Source organism: Bacillus carboniphilus (assembly GCF_039522365.1).
GTDB classification, from domain to species: domain Bacteria; phylum Bacillota; class Bacilli; order Bacillales; family JC228; genus Bacillus_BF; species Bacillus_BF carboniphilus.
The window spans coordinates 61,320-82,435 of record NZ_BAAADJ010000062.1; the positions used below are offsets into that span (position 1 = coordinate 61,320).

The 21,116-nt window shown below is 37.4% G+C and carries 30 protein-coding genes and 1 other annotated feature; of the genes, 1 reads left to right on the forward strand and 29 read right to left on the reverse strand.

Translation table 11 applies throughout. The features are described from left to right. Positions 1 to 9: 9 nt before the first annotated feature. The 22 genes from ABDZ91_RS19135 to ABDZ91_RS19240 all read right to left on the reverse strand — a co-directional run bounded on the left by ABDZ91_RS19135 (position 10) and on the right by ABDZ91_RS19240 (position 15,358). Entirely contained in the window at positions 10 to 192 is a 183-nt protein-coding gene (locus ABDZ91_RS19135; protein WP_343802671.1) for a hypothetical protein, read from the reverse strand. Positions 193 to 294: 102 nt separating this feature from the next. After that, positions 295 to 441 (reverse strand): DUF3934 family protein, encoded by a 147-nt coding sequence (locus ABDZ91_RS19140; protein ID WP_343802675.1) that lies wholly within the window; start codon positions 439 to 441, stop codon positions 295 to 297. 119 nt (positions 442 to 560) lie between these two features. Next, positions 561 to 1,112, reverse strand: a complete 552-nt coding sequence (locus ABDZ91_RS19145) for a GNAT family N-acetyltransferase (RefSeq protein ID WP_343802678.1) — start codon at positions 1,110 to 1,112, stop codon at positions 561 to 563. 51 nt (positions 1,113 to 1,163) lie between these two features. Beyond that, positions 1,164 to 1,424 (reverse strand): hypothetical protein, encoded by a 261-nt coding sequence (locus ABDZ91_RS19150; protein ID WP_343802681.1) that lies wholly within the window; start codon positions 1,422 to 1,424, stop codon positions 1,164 to 1,166. A 15-nt stretch (positions 1,425 to 1,439) separates the two neighbouring features. Further along, positions 1,440 to 2,039, reverse strand: coding sequence for a hypothetical protein (locus tag ABDZ91_RS19155; protein ID WP_343802684.1), 600 nt, complete (start codon positions 2,037 to 2,039; stop codon positions 1,440 to 1,442). Then, positions 2,036 to 2,620 carry a hypothetical protein gene (locus ABDZ91_RS19160; protein WP_343802687.1) on the reverse strand — a complete coding sequence of 195 codons (585 nt, stop codon included), beginning with the start codon at positions 2,618 to 2,620 and terminating at the stop codon, positions 2,036 to 2,038. Before ABDZ91_RS19160 ends, ABDZ91_RS19155 begins: the two co-directional genes overlap by 4 nt. Positions 2,621 to 2,656: 36 nt before the next feature. Beyond that, on the reverse strand, positions 2,657 to 2,869 hold the full coding sequence (locus ABDZ91_RS19165) for a DUF6199 family natural product biosynthesis protein (RefSeq protein ID WP_343802690.1): 213 nt from the start codon (positions 2,867 to 2,869) through the stop codon (positions 2,657 to 2,659). Positions 2,870 to 3,183: 314 nt separating this feature from the next. After that, a complete protein-coding gene (locus tag ABDZ91_RS19170) occupies positions 3,184 to 3,393 on the reverse strand; it encodes a DUF6199 family natural product biosynthesis protein (protein ID WP_343802693.1) in 210 nt (69 codons plus the stop codon). A 50-nt stretch (positions 3,394 to 3,443) separates the two neighbouring features. Further along, positions 3,444 to 4,379 carry an alpha/beta hydrolase gene (locus tag ABDZ91_RS19175; protein ID WP_343802696.1) on the reverse strand — a complete coding sequence of 312 codons (936 nt, stop codon included), beginning with the start codon at positions 4,377 to 4,379 and terminating at the stop codon, positions 3,444 to 3,446. 214 nt (positions 4,380 to 4,593) lie between these two features. Further along, positions 4,594 to 5,841 (reverse strand): tyrosine--tRNA ligase, encoded by a 1,248-nt coding sequence (gene tyrS, locus ABDZ91_RS19180; protein WP_343802699.1) that lies wholly within the window; start codon positions 5,839 to 5,841, stop codon positions 4,594 to 4,596. A gap of 40 nt (positions 5,842 to 5,881) precedes the next feature. Then, positions 5,882 to 6,100 (reverse strand) — a binding site (T-box leader). A gap of 121 nt (positions 6,101 to 6,221) precedes the next feature. Further along, positions 6,222 to 6,473, reverse strand: a complete 252-nt coding sequence (locus ABDZ91_RS19185; protein WP_343802702.1) for a hypothetical protein — start codon at positions 6,471 to 6,473, stop codon at positions 6,222 to 6,224. A 152-nt stretch (positions 6,474 to 6,625) separates the two neighbouring features. Continuing rightward, a complete protein-coding gene (locus ABDZ91_RS19190; protein WP_343802705.1) occupies positions 6,626 to 7,177 on the reverse strand; it encodes a nucleoside/nucleotide kinase family protein in 552 nt (183 codons plus the stop codon). 150 nt (positions 7,178 to 7,327) lie between these two features. Then, positions 7,328 to 8,263, reverse strand: coding sequence for a DUF1002 domain-containing protein (locus ABDZ91_RS19195; RefSeq protein WP_343802707.1), 936 nt, complete (start codon positions 8,261 to 8,263; stop codon positions 7,328 to 7,330). 123 nt (positions 8,264 to 8,386) lie between these two features. Next, complete coding sequence (locus ABDZ91_RS19200; protein ID WP_343802711.1) at positions 8,387 to 9,025, reverse strand: nuclear transport factor 2 family protein; 639 nt, start codon at positions 9,023 to 9,025, stop codon at positions 8,387 to 8,389. Then, entirely contained in the window at positions 9,012 to 9,527 is a 516-nt protein-coding gene (locus ABDZ91_RS19205) for an RNA polymerase sigma factor (protein ID WP_343802713.1), read from the reverse strand. The genes ABDZ91_RS19200 and ABDZ91_RS19205 overlap by 14 nt, the downstream gene beginning before the upstream one ends. Before the next feature lie 111 nt (positions 9,528 to 9,638). After that, entirely contained in the window at positions 9,639 to 10,541 is a 903-nt protein-coding gene (locus tag ABDZ91_RS19210; RefSeq protein ID WP_343802715.1) for an EamA family transporter, read from the reverse strand. A gap of 111 nt (positions 10,542 to 10,652) precedes the next feature. After that, on the reverse strand, positions 10,653 to 11,168 hold the full coding sequence (paiA, locus tag ABDZ91_RS19215) for a spermidine/spermine N(1)-acetyltransferase (protein ID WP_343802717.1): 516 nt from the start codon (positions 11,166 to 11,168) through the stop codon (positions 10,653 to 10,655). Between the two features lie 44 nt (positions 11,169 to 11,212). Continuing rightward, entirely contained in the window at positions 11,213 to 11,686 is a 474-nt protein-coding gene (locus ABDZ91_RS19220) for a hypothetical protein (RefSeq protein ID WP_343802719.1), read from the reverse strand. A 166-nt stretch (positions 11,687 to 11,852) separates the two neighbouring features. Then, a complete protein-coding gene (locus ABDZ91_RS19225; RefSeq protein WP_343802722.1) occupies positions 11,853 to 12,653 on the reverse strand; it encodes a nucleotidyltransferase domain-containing protein in 801 nt (266 codons plus the stop codon). A 283-nt stretch (positions 12,654 to 12,936) separates the two neighbouring features. Further along, entirely contained in the window at positions 12,937 to 13,512 is a 576-nt protein-coding gene (locus ABDZ91_RS19230) for a hypothetical protein (protein WP_343802725.1), read from the reverse strand. Between the two features lie 369 nt (positions 13,513 to 13,881). Next, a complete protein-coding gene (locus ABDZ91_RS19235) occupies positions 13,882 to 14,481 on the reverse strand; it encodes a coiled-coil domain-containing protein (RefSeq protein ID WP_343802728.1) in 600 nt (199 codons plus the stop codon). Between the two features lie 115 nt (positions 14,482 to 14,596). After that, complete coding sequence (locus ABDZ91_RS19240) at positions 14,597 to 15,358, reverse strand: PASTA domain-containing protein (protein ID WP_343802731.1); 762 nt, start codon at positions 15,356 to 15,358, stop codon at positions 14,597 to 14,599. A gap of 184 nt (positions 15,359 to 15,542) precedes the next feature. On the opposite strand from ABDZ91_RS19240, the gene ABDZ91_RS19245 reads away from it, so the two are divergent. Then, a complete protein-coding gene (locus ABDZ91_RS19245) occupies positions 15,543 to 15,914 on the forward strand; it encodes a VOC family protein (protein WP_343802733.1) in 372 nt (123 codons plus the stop codon). 159 nt (positions 15,915 to 16,073) lie between these two features. On the opposite strand, the gene ABDZ91_RS19250 is transcribed toward ABDZ91_RS19245, so the two are convergent. The 7 genes from ABDZ91_RS19250 to ABDZ91_RS19280 form a co-directional block, all read right to left on the reverse strand. Next, complete coding sequence (locus ABDZ91_RS19250; RefSeq protein ID WP_343802736.1) at positions 16,074 to 17,090, reverse strand: DUF3231 family protein; 1,017 nt, start codon at positions 17,088 to 17,090, stop codon at positions 16,074 to 16,076. Positions 17,091 to 17,193: 103 nt separating this feature from the next. Then, positions 17,194 to 17,967, reverse strand: coding sequence for a tyrosine-protein phosphatase (locus ABDZ91_RS19255; RefSeq protein ID WP_343802739.1), 774 nt, complete (start codon positions 17,965 to 17,967; stop codon positions 17,194 to 17,196). A gap of 51 nt (positions 17,968 to 18,018) precedes the next feature. Then, positions 18,019 to 18,327 (reverse strand): DUF962 domain-containing protein, encoded by a 309-nt coding sequence (locus ABDZ91_RS19260; protein WP_343802741.1) that lies wholly within the window; start codon positions 18,325 to 18,327, stop codon positions 18,019 to 18,021. Continuing rightward, a complete protein-coding gene (locus ABDZ91_RS19265; protein ID WP_343802744.1) occupies positions 18,327 to 18,797 on the reverse strand; it encodes a DUF5662 family protein in 471 nt (156 codons plus the stop codon). The genes ABDZ91_RS19260 and ABDZ91_RS19265 overlap by 1 nt, the downstream gene beginning before the upstream one ends. A gap of 160 nt (positions 18,798 to 18,957) precedes the next feature. Further along, the gene (locus ABDZ91_RS19270) at positions 18,958 to 19,407 is read right to left on the reverse strand and encodes a DUF305 domain-containing protein (RefSeq protein WP_343802747.1); all 450 of its coding nucleotides are present in this window, start codon (positions 19,405 to 19,407) and stop codon (positions 18,958 to 18,960) included. Positions 19,408 to 19,606: 199 nt separating this feature from the next. Further along, positions 19,607 to 20,047: a flavodoxin domain-containing protein gene (locus ABDZ91_RS19275; RefSeq protein WP_343802750.1), complete on the reverse strand. Its 441-nt coding sequence runs from the start codon at positions 20,045 to 20,047 to the stop codon at positions 19,607 to 19,609. 9 nt (positions 20,048 to 20,056) lie between these two features. Next, positions 20,057 to 21,103, reverse strand: coding sequence for a ribonucleotide-diphosphate reductase subunit beta (locus tag ABDZ91_RS19280; protein WP_343802753.1), 1,047 nt, complete (start codon positions 21,101 to 21,103; stop codon positions 20,057 to 20,059). Positions 21,104 to 21,116: the final 13 nt, after the last annotated feature.

Here is a 21,116-nt window from a genome sequence, read left to right on the forward strand (position 1 = left end):
CTGTCCCTTTCACATTCTAAGAAAGCCACCTTTGGTTTTCTCTTTTTCAATTGCTATTTGTTTTTCTGCCTCTTTGCTTAAAGGTGGGTATTTTATTATGTTTCGGCGTAATTTTTTCTTTTTGAAGTCGCGATATAAGATTCCGCCAATTACCAAAGCTGCACCAATGAACCAAAGAACCTGTGAAAGCATAAAGCACCTCCGTTTTATAGTCCTAATAAAGACTACGAAGATGCTTCTAGATAGTTTCATTTAATTCTCCGAAAACTTGTTTGATATGTAACTTATAAATGACTATTTATCTTTTCCCGAATTATTTTTAACGCCTTTACTTGTATATGGTTTTGCACTTTTTCGCTTATTTGCACTTTTTTGCCATCGGTTCCAACCTTTCTTGCCTGTCCCTCTTCCGGTTCCGCCTTTCCCTTTCGCATTACTCATAGCACCAACTCCTGTCTGTGTATTTCAAGTCTATTGTTCTTATTGTAATCATTAGATCTAAGTAAAAACCCGTTCCATAACATTTTCCCTAATTTTGGACTGATTACTCTACTCTTTTTCTACTTCCCACTCATACGAAACGAAAGCTTATGAAAGGTGATAATGTAGCGAAACAGTTCTTCTCCCGCTTCCTTTTTCAAACCTGGAAGTAGAGTGAGATACATGGCATGGTAGGTTTCCGGTACCCATATATAATGATGGACATACTCTGTCAGTATGAAGCCACATGATTGCCAAAAATGGATCCGTCTTTTATTATCTGGAGTATCTTCAGACTCGGCCTCAATGATTATTTTCTGATAACCTTCATCAACCGCTTTCTCTCGGAGATTATCTACAAATTGTTTACCAAGCCCATGACCGCGTACTTCCTTAGAAACCGCCAAATAATCAATTATTAACACACGCTCAGAAACAAGCTTCCCTATAAGGGCCATAACAACAGCTTTCGAATCGATGTACCCTACATGCAGCTCGGCAATTCCTTGCGCAAACATATTTTTAATGATCTTAACTGACTTAGCACCCTTATCCCCAAACGCTTCTATATAAAGTGGGCTTGCATCCTGCCAAAGTGCATCGTTCCACTCACTTACGGAAATTATATTCATGAAGGATATCTCCTAACTAACTTGTTATCCTTATTTTACACAAAAGACTCGTTAGTTAAATAAACCTCCGACAGTTAGTACACTCGTTATTACAGCCGTTAATCCAATTGTAAGGATGATGGTAGTGATACTTCTTAGCATTCCGCTCCAACCTTGAATTCCCGCTAATCCTATTACTCCAAGAAATAAGTTAAGGATAGCCATATACAGAACCCAATCTAATGGGAACAATCCGGATAAGAACACTATAAGGCAAATGAACGAAAAAACAAATGACCAAATGTTCATGTGTTTAGTCAATTTAGGTTTCATTTTATCCTCCCTTTATCAATGAGGTATAGGTATTTCAATCATTTTCCAGTCAGGGTGTGCTGACTTTATACCGTCACTTTCTTCTGATCCAACTCCAACAGTTAGGCTAAATACGTCAGATGTAGGAATCGACTCTTTGTTTCGGACCAGTTCAATGACAACTGTTCCTCCCCCACCACCAGTTGGTGTCCAACGTTGATGTCCTCTCCCAATTTCTATCATCTTATTGTGTCCATGTCTGGTCTCTTCTGTTGTGGTCCAAACGGATACATAATCCTCTGGATTTTCCTCGTTTTCATCTTCAGGATAGCTACTTGTAAAACTAGAGATGTTCCAGTTTTTATGGATACTGAACATTACCCCTCCCCAATCCTCTGGGTCTATGTTTATCATTGCAACGATTTGTGCTCGCTCTACTGCGCTTTCTTCCCCACTAAGAAATATTGTACCTTTTACCGAAGTATTTAAATCCGTAGAATCTGAGTTCACCTGAAATTCCTTGGATATTATGATTTGATGATTGATAGACACTTGCTCTGATTTTTCCGTTTCCTTTTGGCAGCCAATAATTCCTACAGGAAGTAGAATTATAATAAATATTAAAAAGATCCTCACGGGTTATGAGCTCCTCTAACTAATGCAACTAGATACCAATCCCCATCTATTTCTTCATAAACAAATCGAATAGACTGCCAGAGCTCAAAATGGTTTTCTTCTGGTTCATGAAAATATTCTACATAAAAGGCATCAGGATAAACTTCATGAATCGTATTTGGTTGACTTCCCCCACTACCAATCTCGGAGTCATTAAATGCGATGCTGGCGTAGGTATATTCATAATCAATCATAGGATGTTTTTTGAGAAGATTATCAACAAACCCATTTGGAGTGTCATCAAAGGTCACTCCACTTTGGTCCCACGACCAACTATATTGAGTCTGATCCTGACCGAATTTTTCTATTTGAACTTTTTTAAAAAGTAAATCATCCGTATCACCTACATTTGAAAAAGGGGAATAAACAAGGCCTCGATCAACGTGGATATGTTGAGCAAAACCTTCCCAATCTTTATTCATTAGGCTACTGAAAAGGATCTCTGATTTTTCCAGTAATGTTTCTTGTACATTGACTCCCTTCTCATTAGAGCACCCTACTAAACCAAGTAACAGCAAAAACATCATCACTGATTTTTTCAAGATATCTCTCCCTAATATAAGTTTCCTTTACTTCCATTATTTCTTTGATAGGAAATAAACAACCATTGATCCAATCCCTGCGAGAGTCATCATAATGCCCCCAAAACGTGTGGAAAAAATGTACAAATTTGAAGGTTCACTATAAGTACTGGACTTCCAGCTCTCAGATATAACCCATATGATAGAGGGGTTCAGGATCATAATTAGACCAAATACGATTAAAAAAATTCCAAGCAATAAATCCTTCATTATATTGGCTCCTTGTAAAAGTTACTTATTTAAAGTACAGAGAAAAGGGTATGTAATAAATACAGGTTAGGATTATAAATAGAAAAACAATAAAACTGCATATGATTTCAATTTTTGTTGAATGTTCAAGTATGCCTACTATCCCATGAAATAAGCACAGGGCTGCAAAAAGGATTAAAGCGATGGTGAGCTCATCAAGTGGAGTTAGACTATTGAAGAAGAATGCACTCATTGCAAAAAAGAGTGTTCCTATTGATAAGATTTGATATATATTTTTAAAGACTTTTAGTTTCTTAGTACTAGGCAAATTCCCTCTACCTCCCCTTTCTAGAACGAAAAACCTTAACCATCCAGCCTACACCTAGGATTATAGATACTACACCACCAAAGCGTGTGGACCAAATGTAAAAAAGAGAAGGTTCGGCCGCTTCATTTGATTTCCATCCCTCTGTTATCAACCAAACAATATCCGGCCAGATAATCAGAAATAATCCGTTCAATATTAAAAATATACCTCCAGCCATTGAAGAACCCCCCTATATTCACTGTGATGCCCTATAATTTTCTAGTAAATTTAAATATGCTGATGGATCCAATCAATCACGTCCCGAATTACTTCATCTTTATTGACTTCGTTTAACAGTTCATGACGGGCATTTTCATATAGTTTGTAAGTTACGTTTTCCATGCCTGCTTTTTGAAAGGACTGATAGGACTCTATCACTCCTTTGCCATTCTTCCCCCCAACAGGGTCATTACTTCCCGAAATGAGATAAATGGGAAGTTCAGTTGGAACAGCATGTAAATGTTTCGGGTTATGCACGGTTTCTAATCCATTTAGAAAATCAAAAAAGAAGCCAGTTGAAAAGATGCCTCCACAGAGAGGATCTTCGATGTATTGGTCCACTTCTTTTTCATTTCTGGTGAGCCAGTCAAATTCCGTTCGATTGGGGCGGAAGGCTTTATTGAAATTGCCGAATGTCAGTTTGTTTAATAATGGGCTAGGAGATTGACTCCCTTTCTTTTTCTTTTCCCAGGAGGCTATCATTCTACCGATTTTCCCCATGAATCCAGGATCCCCACCGGTCCCGCTTAAAATCACACCAGCCAATTCATTACCGTAAAGTTGAATATATCGTCTTGATAAAAAGGATCCCATACTATGTCCAAACAAAATAATGGGAACACCGGGATATTCTTTTTCCATAATGGAGGTTAGTGTCTGCATATCTTCCACAGCTTTTTCAAAACCATCTTCGTCAGCAAAGTACCCATGACGATTGGATTTTCTAGCTGTCTCCCCATGACCACGGTGGTCGTTTCCATACACAAAGAAGCCCTGAGCAACTAATTCTTTTGCCAAGTGATTATAGCGCATGATATGTTCAGCCATCCCGTGCGCAATTTGCACCAACGCTTTTGGCCTTGGAAGATCTTCTTGAATCCACTTTCTGGCTACGACTTCCATGCCGTCATTTGATTGAAAGGATAAAACAGATGATTCTACCATGGTAAAACCTCCACTACCTCTAGTTTATTTTCAATTACATGTTTTATAGTTTAATTTAAACATAATTTTCCAGATGGAAGAAGGCAAAAATAAAAAAAGATCGCCGTTTTAGACGATCTTTTGCTCTTTACTTTATATTGAGTAGCGGTTTATTTATTCGCGGATTGCCGAATTATTCGCAGATAGCCAGATTTAAACCCGTGGAGAAACGAACTTAATCACATTTTAGTTTTACAAATTTACGTTTCCCAACTTGTATGATTAGACCATCAGATACCGAAACTTGTTGTCTAGTGTCCTCTACCTTATTCCCATCGATTTTGACCCCTCTATTGTCAATCATTCTTCTAGCTTCACTTTTGGAGCTGAACAGTTTTAAATCCACAAGTAAATCTATGACCGAAACCTCTGTTTCCCCATTCCACTCAACTACTGGAATTTCATCAGGTAAAGATCCTTGTTGAAAAACGGATACAAAATGCTGTTCAGCTTTTTCCGCTGCTTCTTCTCCGTGGTACATCCTTACAATCGTCTTACCCAATAACATTTTCGCATCTCTTGGATGTAATTCACCAGTTGCTAGCTTGCCCTTTAACGACTGAATATCTTCAGGAGTAAAATCCGTTACTAATTCAAAGTATTTAATCATTAACTCATCTGGAATCGACATGGACTTTCCGTACATTTCTTGAGGACTTTCATCAATGCCAATGTAGTTTTTCTTAGACTTAGACATTTTCTCAACGCCATCTAGCCCTTCTAGTAATGGCATGAGTAAAGCAACCTGCTTTTCCTTTCCAAACTTCTCTTGATAATGTCTCCCCATCAAAATGTTAAAGTGCTGATCTGTTCCACCTAGTTCAATATCACATTCCAACATCACTGAATCATAGCCTTGCATTAGCGGGTAAAAGAATTCATGAAGGGAAATAGGCTTTCCTGTCGCAATTCGATCTTCAAAGTCATCTCTTTCTAACATTCTGGCTACTGTAATTTTTCCGGCCAGCTGAATGACATCTTCAAAATTCAAGGTTGCTAACCATTTAGAGTTATAGTGTAACTCGACTTTCTCCATGTCTATTACCTTTGCAAATTGTTCGAAGTATGTCTTGGCATTATGCTTCACTTCTGCATCTGTTAATTGTTTTCTGGCCACTGATTTACCCGTTGGATCCCCGATTTTCCCAGTAAAGTCCCCAATGATGAGTTGAATCACATGTCCATTTTCTTGGAACTGTCTCATTTTGTTCAATACAACCGTATGTCCGAGATGTACATCTGGAGCAGAGGGATCTAGCCCCAATTTTATCTTCAATGGCTTGTTTTCTAATATTGACTTTGCAACTTTCTGTTCTAACTCGTCTGCTGGTATGATTTCTTGTACCCCTTGGCTATAAATGGCCATTTGTCTCTTTACTTCTTTTAGCTGCTCTTCATTCAATTGTTGTAATACGTCACTCATGCTATTTCCTCCTAATAAATAAAAAAAACCACATCCCAAACAAAGGGACGTGGTTTAACTTTTACACGCGGTACCACCCTAATTGAAGGACATAATCCTTCCACTCAACAGTTTAACGGTTCACCCGTTCTTTGCAAATGCATTCACAAAGACAGCTCCAGGATTGTAATTCGTGTTATCTTTGTATCGGTTTCCACCCACCACCGACTCTCTTTGAACAGTGAGATAACGACTACTAAGTTCCTGTCATCGCTTTTTTTATATTTAATAAATGAATTTCGTTATTATTTTTATATGATTCTAGCAGATAGTAATTATGAAGACAAGAGAATTTTTAGTAGAAAATAACTAATTTCTATATTTCATTATTCAATCTTCTATCAATCTATGCTCGAAAACGAATACCGACTATAAATGAATTTACTACGATAATGAAAGTCATAGGTCCCATCTAGGTTTTCGTATAGGGCAGCTGTATATGTTTGATTCTCCGAAACAAAAAGAATTGTTCCGCTCTCACTTGGTAGACCCCATTCTTCTGTAGACCTCCTTGGACATTGGTTAATCGATCGAAGGACTGAATTGACTTCCGCTTGATCTGTAATGGTCCATTCCTCTTGTTCATAGGGCATTACCTTTACCTCAGAGATATTATCAGAAATTAGCTTCTCCCTTAAAAAATTATTACATGAGTTAAGGAAACTCCAGCAGGCGAAAACAGTGAGACATAGGATACAAACGGTACTAAGAAAAATGACTACACTTTTTATAAGGTTGTCCCCCTTTACCTCTTAAACTTATTTAATATAATTTCACTCATAACATTCGCAAGCTCATCACTCGGTAACATCCCATCTACAACCAATTCTGAGTTAGGTTTAATCGTTTTTAGCATTTCAAGATAACCCTGTCTTCCTTTTGAAACGTAATTTTCCATCTCAATCAAAATCTCCTGATTGGACTGATTAGCAAAATCTCTAATCATCCTACGAGCAAGAGCTATATCTAAAGGAGTGTCGATAAAGAAAGCAAAATCTATAAGACTACTGATTTGAGAATTCTGATAAGCAAACGGATAATCCAGAAGAATATAATCTAGAGGTTCTGAAAGTAACCCTTCTATGTCCCTTCTGAGTGGCGATAAATCCCAAGCATTATAATCTGGCCCATTCTCCACCCACCTCACTATGTCAGTCGGGCCATTAAAATTGTATTCATCAAAGTAAAGTGCTTTAGTGTTTTTCATTTTTCCATTTAATTGTTTAACCATTGTTGTCTTCCCACCACCAGAAACCGCGGCGATTGCAATGACAAATGGCCGATTCTTGGCTATCATCTACATCCTCCTTTTGCCGAGGGCTATACCTTTCGTCATGTCACAATATAATGTTAACATATTATTCCAGTCCAGGGTTCTCAAATCTTAACACCAATACCTAGATGCCAAAAAAAATACAGGAAGCATTAGTGCTCCCTGCATCATAGTTTAAGAGAATAAACTCATAATACTCTCAATCAATTTTTTAAAGAAATCAAAGATCTGTTGAAAGAAATCACCAATCTTTTGAAGGAAACCTTTGTCTCCCACAACGTCCTCAATCCTTTTTTGTATATCGTTTGCGAGGTTTTCAAGCTGTGACTGAACATTGTCAAAGTTAATATTTAAATTCCTCATTTTTTCAAATAAATCAATTAGTAGCTGACGATCCTCAGGGCTCAAGCTGATTTCAAGTGATTTTAATCTTTCATCAATGATTTGTTCCACTTCTTCTTTTGAGGCAGGATCTAGATCTGCAATTTGCTGCTTAATTTCCGTTAGCAGTTCACTGACTTTGTCCTGATCTAATCCTTCCTTTTGAGCTAACTGAGTGGCAAGGCTCAGCTCTTCATTTGCCACTTCTGTCCTATCTTTGTTAAGGGCTGTCCCTTCCCCTTCGTCATAAGCCTTGTAAATTCCAACCAGAGCCGAATGACCACTTACTTTTACCGGCGAAGCTACATCTACCACTGCATCTTCAATACCTGCTGTCAATAAAGCGTTGGCATACATTTCATTGGTAACCTCGGTAATGTTTTCAGGAGTAACTTGGTTAATGACAAGCCCTTCTCCAGAGTCATTTCTTGTAATCTTCGCGGAGGAATACATATTAGAATGTGCATCCCCACCAATATAATAAACAAGGTCCTCTCCGGTTACCGTAATTTCTTTTACCATAGAGGGATCCTCGACATCTAACAGCTCACGTACCTCTTCTTTTTGCGCCTCAGAAAGTGCTTCTCCATATACAACAACCGGAAGTCCGTATTTTTCATTAATGCTATCTTCCTTAGTGTCACTATCTGCATAAACCGTACTCATAATACCTATTGATAAAACAAGAAGTAACCCTATACCACTTGCGATCATTTTTAAGGATTTCATCGGAACTCTCCTTTTTGTCATTTTCCTATCCATATGAAATTACCCTGACAAACATGCTCCGAAACAGGTAGATATAGGTAGAATTGATATAGGCAAAAAGGGAGGTGTTAAAAATGGGAGGTTCTAATTAACCGGTTCAGAACTAAGGACTTCATCAAATTTCCATTCTCCATTTTCTTTGACTACTTTAAAGGTCATGAGGATTGTTGCTTCTGGTGAAGTACCTCTTGCTGGGTAATGTAGGGTTGCTGCTACGGTTGTACTCTCTTCAGTTGCTCCGCTCTGTTCCTCAACTTTGATAACTTCAACAGGTCTCCAACTCTTTTCCCACATTTTTATTATTTCTTCTTTATCTCTCCTAATTGTTTCGATTAGCTCTTTTTTACTCGAATCACTATAAGTTTTTGATACTAGCATTTTCTCTTGTTCTCGTGTACTCAACATGTCAAAAAAGGTTTCAAAGTCCTTGTTGTTATATGCCTCATAATGCCTTTCAACCATTTCTTCAACAGTGGTTTCGGTACTTTCACCCAGCATATGACTAAGTTGTGGTAAAGATAATATAGTTATCACTAAGAACGCAGATGCAAATGCCAAATAATATCTCCATTTTTTTGGTGATTGCCTCATTTTAGGTGAAACATCTCCTATCTTTGTATTTATTTGATCAATCATTTTGTTTTGTTCTTCTTCACTCAAGTTAACTCCGTTATCCAAAGATTTTAGACCCTCATCATACTGATCAGAATCAAATTGTTTCATGATATCCCTCCTTTTCTAACTCTTTTCTTAATGCCTTCATCCCTCTCAACAAGTAAACCTTCACCTTGCTTTCGGTCCATCCTAATATTTCGGCGGTTTCACTGATTGAAAACTCTTTGATTTTTCTTAGAATGATGACTTCCTTATATTGGCGCTTAATATGATTCAATGAAATATACAGCTGCTTCTCAAATTCACTTTTCAATGTAATTTGTTCAGGTGATTTTTCAGAAAAGGATGGGAATAAGTCCTTAAAATAAGAAATCGGTTTTTTCCTTCTTATTGAATCGATGGTTAAGTTTCGAGCTATCCTAAAAAGCCAGCCCTTTACATTTTTCCCATCAAAAGCTTCGTAATGGTTGTAAGCTCGCAGAAAAGTATCTTGTAAAATATCTTTTGACTGTTCTCGGTCACCAATCATGAAAAAGACATACCTAAAAATGTCATTACTATACTGGTAGTACCAATGATTTATATCCTGTTTGATCTTGTTTGAATCCAAAACCTCCCCCTCCTTTCATTACACTTTAAAAACGGATAGAGGTCACAGTAAGTTACAAAATTATTCAAAAATTTATATGTCCCTCTTCATGGCAAAAAAACAAGTCGCCAATTATGACGACCTTACTACTTTCTCAAGTTCCTTTTCACTCCCGCTACTTTTGGATGACCAGATCAATACACTGATTCCCAACATTAAGAGGAAGATTCCCAGCCACGAAGTTAAGTTTAAGAATTCACCTACTATCAACACTCCTAATAAGGCAGCCGTTAATGGTTCTGCCAATGCAAGCGTCACAGCCGTTGAAGAAGAAACATGGATGAGACCTTTAGCAAAAAGTAAATAAGCAATTCCAGTCGCCATAATCCCAAGGTGCAGACTTACACTCAACCCTCTTAAACTTGTAAACCAGGACATATCAAAAACAAATAAAATCGGTGATAAAAGGATGGTGCTAAGGGTGAATACAACGGCAACCACCGATAAAGATGAATATTTCTCAACCAAACCTCTACTGGCTAGAGTATAAATGGCAAACGATAGTCCACCGCCTAAAGCCATTAGGATTCCAACAGGGTCTACATATACAGATTCTTTATTGACAAATAGGATGACGCAACCCAAGATGGATAGGAATGTAGAACACCACCATATGAATCCCGGACGTTTTTTATAGTAAATCCACTCAATGAATCCGGATAAAATGGGAGCACTCCCAATGGCCACAACAGTTCCAATGGCCACCCCTGTTTTGGTAACGGCCGTGAAAAACAATGGTTGATATAAGGCCATGCTTAAGGCAGCCCAAAGTGTAGGCTTTATTGGCCAATTTTTAAAGTTTAATTTTCCTACTACAAGTACTATACACAATAAAAATAGACCACCTACAGCTAAGCGAGTTGCACCGATTGCAATCGGATGTGCTGCTTCAGGTGCAAGTGTCTGACTTGTCCCCGTAGTTCCCCAAAGTATGGCAGCCAGTAATATGTAAAATGGAGACAACTTTCTCTGCATTTATGCTCACCTCAAAAATAGATGGAAACATTAAACTTATAATCAGAAAACATCTTAAGGAGATTTTTGACCAAGTTTAATACTCCTTTATCCATTGTTATTAAATAGTTATTAGAGTGTTTTAACCATTATATAATCCGTTTGTTCTTCATCACCCATATAAAAAGAGTGTGCACCAGTTTGGACAAAGCCCATTTTCTTATAAAAAGAAATAGCATTCTCATTTTTTTCCCATACACCTAGCCAGATTTTTTCTTTATTACGTTCAAGTGCAATTTCCATAACTTTACTTAAAAGATATTTACCAAGACCTAGTTTCTGAAAACTATTCTTAAGGTAGATTCTCTCAATTTCCAGTGAATCCGTACCCATGTCTTCTGACTGTGCACCATTAGTATTCACCTTTAAATATCCAGCGACTTCACTATTAAAGTAGACAAAATAAAATTCCGAAGAGATATTGCAAAGTTCCGTTGTTAACTGTTTAGAATTAAAAGCTTTGTCTAAATAAAGTTTCATATTTTCAGGTGAATTCTGGTTTTGGAATGTATCGTTAAATGTTTCTATACTTATGTTTTGAAGTATTTGAAGATCATCTAGGTTACACTTTTTTATTTTCACACTCATTTTAACAACTCGCTTTCTTTCAAAAAACATTCAGTCGCGTTGTGCTACTGAACAACTAGAATAGGATTTCCATGTAATTGTAAATGTTCCGCTGATATGAGGATCCTCTTTAATATTTCACCATCTGTTTGCATAATCGTGATTCCATTAGATGGAATGGACTCGCTGACACCAGCCCCTCTTAAATCTTGGGATAGCCCCAATTGAAAAAAGATTAAAATAGGGGTTTCTTTTTTATCATAAAAGATTTGCTCCCCTTCAAATCTTGGGTTTCGAAAAACTCCACTCCCAATAAGGTATGTTGTTGATTCAAATCTTTTTTTTATTAGTCCCATGATTTCTGTCCTTGTCATGTCACTAGCAAGTGTTGAGTCAGGATCTATAAACACGCCCTCTTGTTCAAATTGTTGGTTAGAATAGCCTTCTAGGTCTAAAGATGAATAGTAGGGGGTATCACTTTTTTGACTACATCCTATTAACGAAATAAGGAATATAAACAATAGTGCCCTTTTACTCAAAGAATCCCCCCTTATCTTTTATGATTAACACTTTTGAGTTTAATAGAATTTTAACATAATATTCCATAGAATCTGCTCTTTTGACCTGAATAAAAGGCAAAATAAAAAGACCGTCTCTTTCAACGACCTCCTTAAATAGATATTTAACAACCCTTACTTGCTATAGCTAAGTACTTTTCGCTTCATGGACAAAGTTGTCACTGGCCCACTTACCTTCTCTCATGAAAAACTCAATAACTATTTTTCGATCTGTTGGAGGATTCTCAATCCATTCATGCAAGGTGGAAATGATAGCTTTTTTGGGAGGGAAGTAGTTGATAAACACCTCGGATTGCTCGTGAATTCTTGTTGACCAAATCTGAGAACGGGCCATTACCATAGAATAATAGGTTCGTATAAGCTTCCGAGCAAAGCTTTGTGTAATGGATTTTAATTCCTCGGTAGATGCTGCTTCTAGCCGGCTTATGGTCCGAGTAAGAACATCACGAATATCTCCATTAAAACTTATGGCTATTTCTGATGTGAGTTTGTAAGGACCAAATCTGCTTCGCAAGTCTTCGCCATGCACACAAACACAGAGTTCTTTAAGAAATGCCATTTCATAGTAATTCGCTGGATCAATCATATAGTTGTAGTATCCAACAGCAATGCCTACATCACGAACGAGAGATTGATTTTTTTGAGACAAATCTCCTGCAATGCTCTTTATTTTTTTAATCTCGTCTGGACTGAGTGAATCATTAAACAAAGCGAGAAGATCTAAATCTGACTTGTTGATAATGGCTTCCCCCCTGGCTACACTGCCGTAAATATAGACACTGTGTAATTGATCCGGAAACAACTTACTAAGGTTCTCCACGGACTCTTGAATGCAAGGGGTGTAGATAGGTTCAATCTTGTCTTTACTGACGTCACTAACAATATAACCATTATGGTCAAGACCAAATCCTGCTCTTAGATTACTCATTGGTATCTCCGTCCTTGTGTAGGTACATTTTTTTAAAAAACTGATTCACTTCATTCATTTCTTATCTTTTATTAGTTTCTCATCTATTTTTTTAACAGCCCACCCAATCAGACTAAACATTATCCCAAACACCCAAGTATGCACAAGATCCTGTAATAAAGGAAATAGAATAAATATGAGGATTCCCACTCCTATCAAAACTCGACAAATGTGCATAGCTTCATTCCAATTTTTTTGACTTTCTTCATCTAGATTTCGCATGAGCACCCTCGCTTTTCTTGCCTTAACTCCTAGATTCATTGTAGATTTCCGGGATGTCCTTTAATAAGTAAGTTTTTAGTACATCATTAAGTTCGGCTACAGTTAAATCTAGATTAGGTCCATTCTCTCCTTCTGAATAAATGGCCTGCTTGGCTTTCGTTAGACAATCTTTAATGACTTGTAATATCGCAACTTCCGCTTCATCCAACTGATTGTCCTCAGCCAATGGTTGTATTTCAGCTGTCAGAGTACCAGTCATTTTTAAACCATTTAGAAGAGATGGAACCCTACGGAAAAAAAACGTGTTGTAAATATCATCATCCACATACGAATTTCCACTAATAACAATCTCATTGGCTTTTATAAACTCTATCTCTAACTCGCGAATGACTTGACTTAAAGCTTCATCTGTTGGTCTTTTTTCTATTAAAAGATCGATTCTATTATGAGCACGATCAATAGTGGAGTAAAAATGTCTGATAAAATTTTCCCACTGTTGTTTTTCATTTTGGTAATGCTGATAGGAGTTGATTCCTAAAAAGATAAGTAAGATTACAAGTGTAAAAGAAATGGTTTTTGATACTTTCTTTCTGGACATTTCTTCTTCTCCTTTCATATTACATTTTAACAATTAATTCCTCGTCTCTTCAAAGTATCTTCTTTTTTATAAAAAATAAGAAACAATGGTTCATGAAAGTGAGGATTGGTATGAAAAATACCAGAACAAGTATTCCTAAACTGTCAAACAATCCTTCTGTTTGCTTATGAAATGTTTGAGGATCTGAGCTGTAGAGAATTAGAGTGGATATGGATAAAACCAGTGTATTGACAATAGAACCAGTTATTATGGCAACCCATTTATGACTCTTCTTTTTCATGATCGAATTGACTGCTATGGTTGAAATACAAAATGAAAAGATGAGTATGAAGACAAATTCAAGTTTCATTTCCTGGCCTCCAGATTATTCTAAGGTATATACCATTCTAAAATACAGACAACTTCACCATTCTTTTCAAATAGCTGAAGAAAGCGTTGATGATCTCCTACGTGTTCCCATTCAGCTTCTTTTAATTTCGAGGGACCGTCTAAAATAAGTATAGGTACATCGTCTGTAATACTTATTGTTCGGGTTCCTTCACCTGTTTCTACAAGACGGAAATTATTGGGCGCATTTTCATCACGTATTTTGTTTGTATACGTAATGTTTATATGTATTGAATCTCCTATAATTTCAGCACTATTTAGGACAGCTGTTTTGGAAGTAGTGGTGTGTTGAATAACTGTTTCTAGTACAAATAGATGGTTTTGCAAATAAGAATAAGACTCTTCAATAATAGCAATATTTTTATTTAAAGATTCTCCTTCATTAATCTTATTCAACTGGTTGTTGTGTGCTGTAATTGATTCTTGTTGTCTTTCAATGGTTTGTTCAAGTTTTTCAACTTTATTTTGAAGTTCTGATATGACCTGATCAGATATTGAAGCCGTTTCATTTTTCGTGCAGCCCGTTATCAATAATATCGGTATAAAACAGAATAAAGGTAGTAGCCTTTTCACTATTTTCAAATTACTTCCTCCTTTTTAGCTGAGTCATTTATCACTGGAAAAATTACCCTGTAATAAATTCAACAAAAAATGCGTTAACCCCTGCATGGATTAACACATTCATTGGAAATTTCGATTATGGACCTACAGATTCAACATCATCCATTGAATCATTAGGATTTTCATTTTCTATAGGTTGTTCTACATCCAGTGTCGTTTCCGTTACCTTTTCTGTTTCCAATTCTTCATTTTTCTCAACTTTTGGCTGCACCCAAATGAAAAAAGATGCATCTGTATTCCACTCCGTACCCGCAGGAAATTCCTGTTTTACCACAGTACCTACCGGTTTTCCTTGATCTTCGTATTCAACTCTAGCAACAAGCCCCATTGAGCGTAACTTACTAATAGCATTTGCCTCGTTCATACCCACTACATTCGGCATAGATACCCATTTCCTTGGTGAATTTAGTCTATCAAGGTCTTCTTCGCTGTATATCTTTTTAAGTTCAGCGATATAGTCTGGATCATTACTTAGATCTTTGCCTTGCGGGTAATCATTTTCTTTATTTTCCACTTTACTTCCGGACTTAGTTTCTTCAATAATTGTTGTTTTTTCACTGCCAACGACATTTTTTGTGGTTTTATCTACAGTTGTCGTTTCTTTTTCCTGTTCTGACTCTGTAGGTTCTGGATCTTTTGGAATTTTGTCTTCTTTCAATGTAGTTTCTATAAGTTCCTTTTTCGGTTCCTTTTTAACTTCCGTTTCTTCTTCCTTAACAATTGATTCAATGGCTTCTCCCCTAGCATTTTCCCTAGAATCTGAACTAAACACTGTAGTTTGAAGCACCCATAACCCAATAGTAAGCACTAATACTATGAACATAATGTCCCTAATCATATATTCCATTCCCCTTAAAAATGATTTCTAATTTAATAGTTTACATTCATTTAATAATTGGGGACATGGTATATAAAGGAACTTATCGGCTTGAATAGGCTTGTGAGCAACCAACTGTTCTTCTATACTAGAGTTAGATTAGGTTTTTTTTACCAAAAACAATAGTAATTAAGAGGAGGCCACTATGAAACTAGGTGCATTTTCAGTAAGTTTAAGTGTAAAAGACATTCACAAATCAAAAGCCTTTTATGAAGATCTTGGGTTTGAGGTTCTAGGCGGAGATATTAGCCATAATTGGCTAATTTTGAAGAATGGAGACTGTGTCATCGGGTTATTCCAAGGAATGTTTGAAAAGAACATCCTAACATTTAATCCGGGTTGGAATCAAAGCGCAGAGCAGCTCGACTCGTATACCGACATCCGAGACCTACAAAAGCAACTAAAGGAAAAAGGCGTCAAACTACTAACGGAAGCAGATGAATCAAGTGAAGGTCCAGCTAGTTTCACAATAGAAGACCCAGATGGTAACCCAATCCTTGTAGACCAACACATCTAAGCGGGACACGGGGACAGGTTTAGTGTCCCAGATGGGTTTCCCTTTCAAACCTTCGGCCGGATAAGAGAACCTTTATATCTTTGCTTGAAATCAACTAGTGTTTGGAAGGTTCAATTGAACGACGCTAAGTGGGACAAGGTTCCTGTCCCCTTGTCCCACTTAGCGGTCGATGGCAAGTATTGGCTTTTCCATCCAACCATTTTGTATGTACAGTTTTAGTGCTTCCTTAGCAAAGTCGGATACTCTCATAAATGCCCCTGAATAGAGTAAGGAGATATCATTTCTTCCATCTACAGCAATGGAATTTCCAATGGCTCTAATTTTCATGCTGAACATATCCATTTTATGAAATAGCATAATTTTGTCTGAGAATGGCGGAATGGCTGATTCTGTAACTAAATGGTCAATTAGTGAAGGAGCTGGAAGGTTTTGGTCTTCTAGTTTTTTTCTATACTTTTCAATATTTGTAGAAGTAATGTCCGTTCCTTTCTTAAACAACTCCCGTATTTCTTCATCCTTAGCTACTTGGCTAAACGCCATAACAAGAGCTTTACTTGTGATACTATTTTCGATGTTATCGTAAAAATGGGTTATTTCTAGTGCATGTAGAGGTCGGACTTCACCCAAGTAACCATTTGTAAATTTATAATCTACATATTCAACTTTTTCTGGAACAGGGACGATGGGTGGTTTAATAATAAATCCTTTGGCCATCAACAAAGCTTTAATTTGTTCCATCAATTCTATGGTGGATTTCATAGAATTCACGAAAAACTCCTTAATGTCGTCCCTGAAAACTAAGGGAATCGCTACACTATAGATACTCATGCCAGCCTTGGCGGTATATTTTAAGTAGTGAACATAAAATTCATCTTCAAATAGTCTAGGGGCATTTAGGTTTACATCTTCTTCACCAAAACCCTTAGGTAATGGAAAATTCTCTTTATTAAACAACGTTTCAATGGACTGCATAAAGTCAACCACAATCGTCAATGCATTTTCTAATAACGTTTTAATATCTTCATCCTCAACGTGCTGTAAATAGTAACTTATTATACACTTGGACATGCTGTTCCCAAGATATGTAGCTCGAAGCTTACCCATTTCAGCTGCTGTCATTGGGTTATCCGGACTTGTCTTACTGGAGCTCACACTAATCGGCTTAATCGTGGTCATGACAACCTCTCTCCTAATTCAGTTTCTGTTAGTATCTACCTCCTCTAACAAACATATGCAAAACGGGACAAGGGGACAGGAACCTTGTCCCATCCCCTTGCTTCTACTCTAATAAATGGCTTTTCAATGTATCAATATCCTCTAATGAAAGTCCCAACACTTCTACAGCGTATACTTCCGCACTTTCAAATCCCGCTTCTAATTCATCTAAGTATGCATGGATATACTCAGCACGAGCCTCAAATAAAGCCTCAAGTACTTTCTGATCAATATTAGGTAGATCGTTGTATCCAATGGCGTAAAAATTCGCATTTGCTTCCTCTAACGTCTCATTCGTGTATAAATAGTCTTCGAGAATTACGTTACGCGGTACTCCGAGAACACTCAGAATAAGCGCTGCCACTGCACCAGTTCGATCCTTTCCTGCCATGCAATGGAAAAGTAATGGAGTTTGAGGCTCTGTTAACAGTACATCCAATACTTTTCGAAAGGCATTCCTATAGGAAACCATTTTCTTATTTAAATTCAAAAGAAGCTCGCCTGGTTTTGTTTTTCTAAGCTGATCGGCAAAACTTGTGTGTTCACCAACTTGTCCAAGCATCATCTCATCCGAAAGAATAGGTGTATGATGCCACACAGCTTCAGCAATCAATGGATCTGGAAATCTCTCAACTTCATCATCACCACGTAAATCACAAATCTTTTTAATCCCTAGTGGTTTGATAATCTCCATATCTGATTCTGTTAATCTACTTAAATTCCCTGAGCGGTATAATAGACCTTGCTTCACTCTACGTCCATCTACCGTCTGATAACCGCCCAAATCTCTAAAATTAAAACTACCTTCTAATTTAATTTCGCGTAAAACAGTTTTCAACTAAAACACCTCATATCCAGCGGGACAGAGGGGACAGGAACCTTGTCCCACTCATCGTGGTAATATTTTTTTACCTGTTAAAAGTTCAAAGCTTTTCATAAAGAACCAAATGAACCCGGCATAGAATCCGAGCCATGGTCTCTTAAAGGAAGCTGGCTTATTTTTTTCAAAGTAAAAATGACCAATCCATGAAAATATATAATGTAAGATGGCAAAGGAAAGTGTTACAAAAATGTTGATAAACAAAAAAATCCACGCAAGGAATGCGAATAGAAAAGCAAGGTAATGGAGGAATTGATTCCATTTGTGTTGGTGTGCTTTTTGATATCGGATTAAGTCTTTCCTTAGTTTCTCACTCATTATGACACACCACTTTTGTAAAGGCTCTTTTCTTTCGCGAGAAAAGCCTCAAGCTCTTTTCGTGTATCTGGATGTAAAATGATGCTGTCAGACAAATCGAGTGTACGATTTTTCACCTTCCGTCCCCACTTTCGCGAAAAGGAACGCCAATCACAAACCATTTCAATCAGATATTTTCTTGGCATTGGCAATGCTTCTTTTGTTTTCGGGTTTACCACCCAATGCTCCCAATGATGTTTGTTTTTTTGTTGGTGATGGAGCCAGGCATATTGCCATTTTAATTGATCTTCCTTGCTAAGTTCCCCTTCCTTAAAGAACTTCTTTGCATACGGAAAAAACTCTTTTGGAGAGAATTTGGAAAGATCATGGGTGATCCCTTGAATATATAAACCTGCTTTCCAACATTCTACCAGAACATTTAGTTTGTGGTTGAAAATATATAATAAATTCTTCCAGCATGCTTTTAGCAAAAATAGCCCGCCTTTCAAGAGTGGGTTTGGTTCCAATTCTATTCATATTGGAGAATTCCTGCAAGATAAATATAAATAAAAAAGCGTTCACCACTAGTGAACGCTTTTTTAACGTTATGTTTTGTGGGACAAGGTTCCTGTCCCCTATGTCCCATCTTCCCTATTCTAGCTCCTTAATTAGTTTCTTCATTTCTTTAATCTCTTTCCGTTGTGCTTTTATAATCTCATCTGCCAGTTTTCTGACTCTAGGATCTTCAATTTTTGCACGTTCACTTGTTAAAATAGCAATAGAGTGATGAGGAATCATTGCTTGCATATAATCTGTATCATCGACCAGCGATTGGCTACGTAGCAAGTACAAGGAAATGAAGAAAACAAAGAAACTGGTGATAAGAATCCCTATGTTTTTCTTTCGGTTCTTTAACATATGTGTCATAAATGCTAGCATTATAACGGCCATGGAAGCTCCCATCAATAAGGCCATATACAGCCTAGTCTCACTAAAATATACATGACCTACCTCATATGTACTCAAATACTTAAATACATACATCACAATTGTAGAGGTTAACACCATAGCTCCAAATCTCAGGTAAGGCTGCTTTTTCATGTTATTCTCTCCTTTGTGGTCTTTTAGTTGAATAAGACAATTAGTGATGGTTTCCCAATCCCACTTGCCCTTACTATGACTATTTAGGAAATTAATAACCTGAATCAAGCAGAATAAAACATGTAACCCGCCCATTCTTTCTCCAGCTCCAAAGCCTGACGGACTGACAGGGACAAGGGGACAGGGACCCTGTCCCAGCTTATTTTGGTGCGGGACAGGGTTCCTGTCCCCTCTGTCCCACCAGTTCTACAAATTTTTGGCATTTGGCTATGTCTTCTGGTTGTGGCCTTTGTTCGATTTTTAAGGTGACGGCTAGGTTGGTATGGACCGCTAGCATGTCTCGGAATCGGTCGACGGCTCCACAAAAATGGGCGAAGCATCGGTCACCTGTTCCAAAAACACCTGTAACGAGATGCTCCACTGTTTGTTGTTCGAATGCCTCGTACAGCCTTCGCATTTCTACAGGAATTTCTCCGCTTCCCCAAGTATAGGTGCCTACTAATACAGCATCATACTGGCATAGTTTCCCCACATCGAATGACTGTACCTTTATCAGATCTCCGCCAATCATGGAATGAAGTGTCACGGCTACTTCTTCCGTATTCCCGGTTACCGAGGTGTACACAATCGCTATCCTCACCTGGTACACCTACAATTCATCAAAACCATTCGATTGGGTAACCTTCGTATAGGTTCTAGATTTTTGCTCAAAGAAGTCGGATTTCGTCTCATTAATCATTTCATCACTGAACACATGAATCCACGGCATTGGATTTTCTCTTTCCTTATACAGGTTTGATAATCCTAGTTGACGAAGCCTTTTATTAGCTAAATATTCGATATATCCCTCAAACTCATCCAAATCAATCCCACTTATATCATGTAAAATGTACTCCGCCCATTCTTTCTCAAGCTCCACAGCCTGATGGATCGAATCATAAATATACTGAATATTTTCCTCCGTATTCAAATCTGGGTTTTCGGTCATCAAAATCCTTACAAACATCGTAGTAAAATAAGCATGCTGCATTTCATCCCGCTGGATATAGCTAATCATGGTACTGGTTTTTAGCATCTTTTGCTGCCGAGCAAGATTGTAGAAAAAGGCAAACCCTGCGTAAAAATAAATCCCCTCTAAATTGATAGAGTTGATGCAAAGCTCGAATAGGTTTTGTAAACTTGGCTTATTTCTAAATTTTTCATAGGACTCCAAAATCACCTCATTTCGCTTCATGACCATAGGATCTTCTTTTGCCTGAATAAACCGTTCATTCTGCTCTCTTAATGGGACTAGTGAACTCAAAATATACGAGTACGATTCATTATGGACCGCCTCCTGTTGTGAAATCACAGCAAAGATTGCTTTGCAGCTAGAGTCCGTTACATAATCCATGACCTGACTCATTGTTGGTGTCTGGAGACTATCTAAAGACGCCAGCTGGGTGTTTATACGTAAAAACACATCTTTTTCTTGCGATGTCAGCAGGTCCCATTGCTTTATATCATCCTGCATATTGATTTCTTGTGCCTTCCAAAAGTTCGATAATAACGTTTGGTAGATCGTATACATTTGAGGATAGGCAATATCGTTCCAGTTTAATAGACCAGAAGATTGTCCATTTACCAACCCTGTTGCTTTATTTGGATGTTCAGGATTCATTAGTTTTATTTTTTTCAAAAGGGTTTGCGAGCTCATCTTCGTTCCTCCT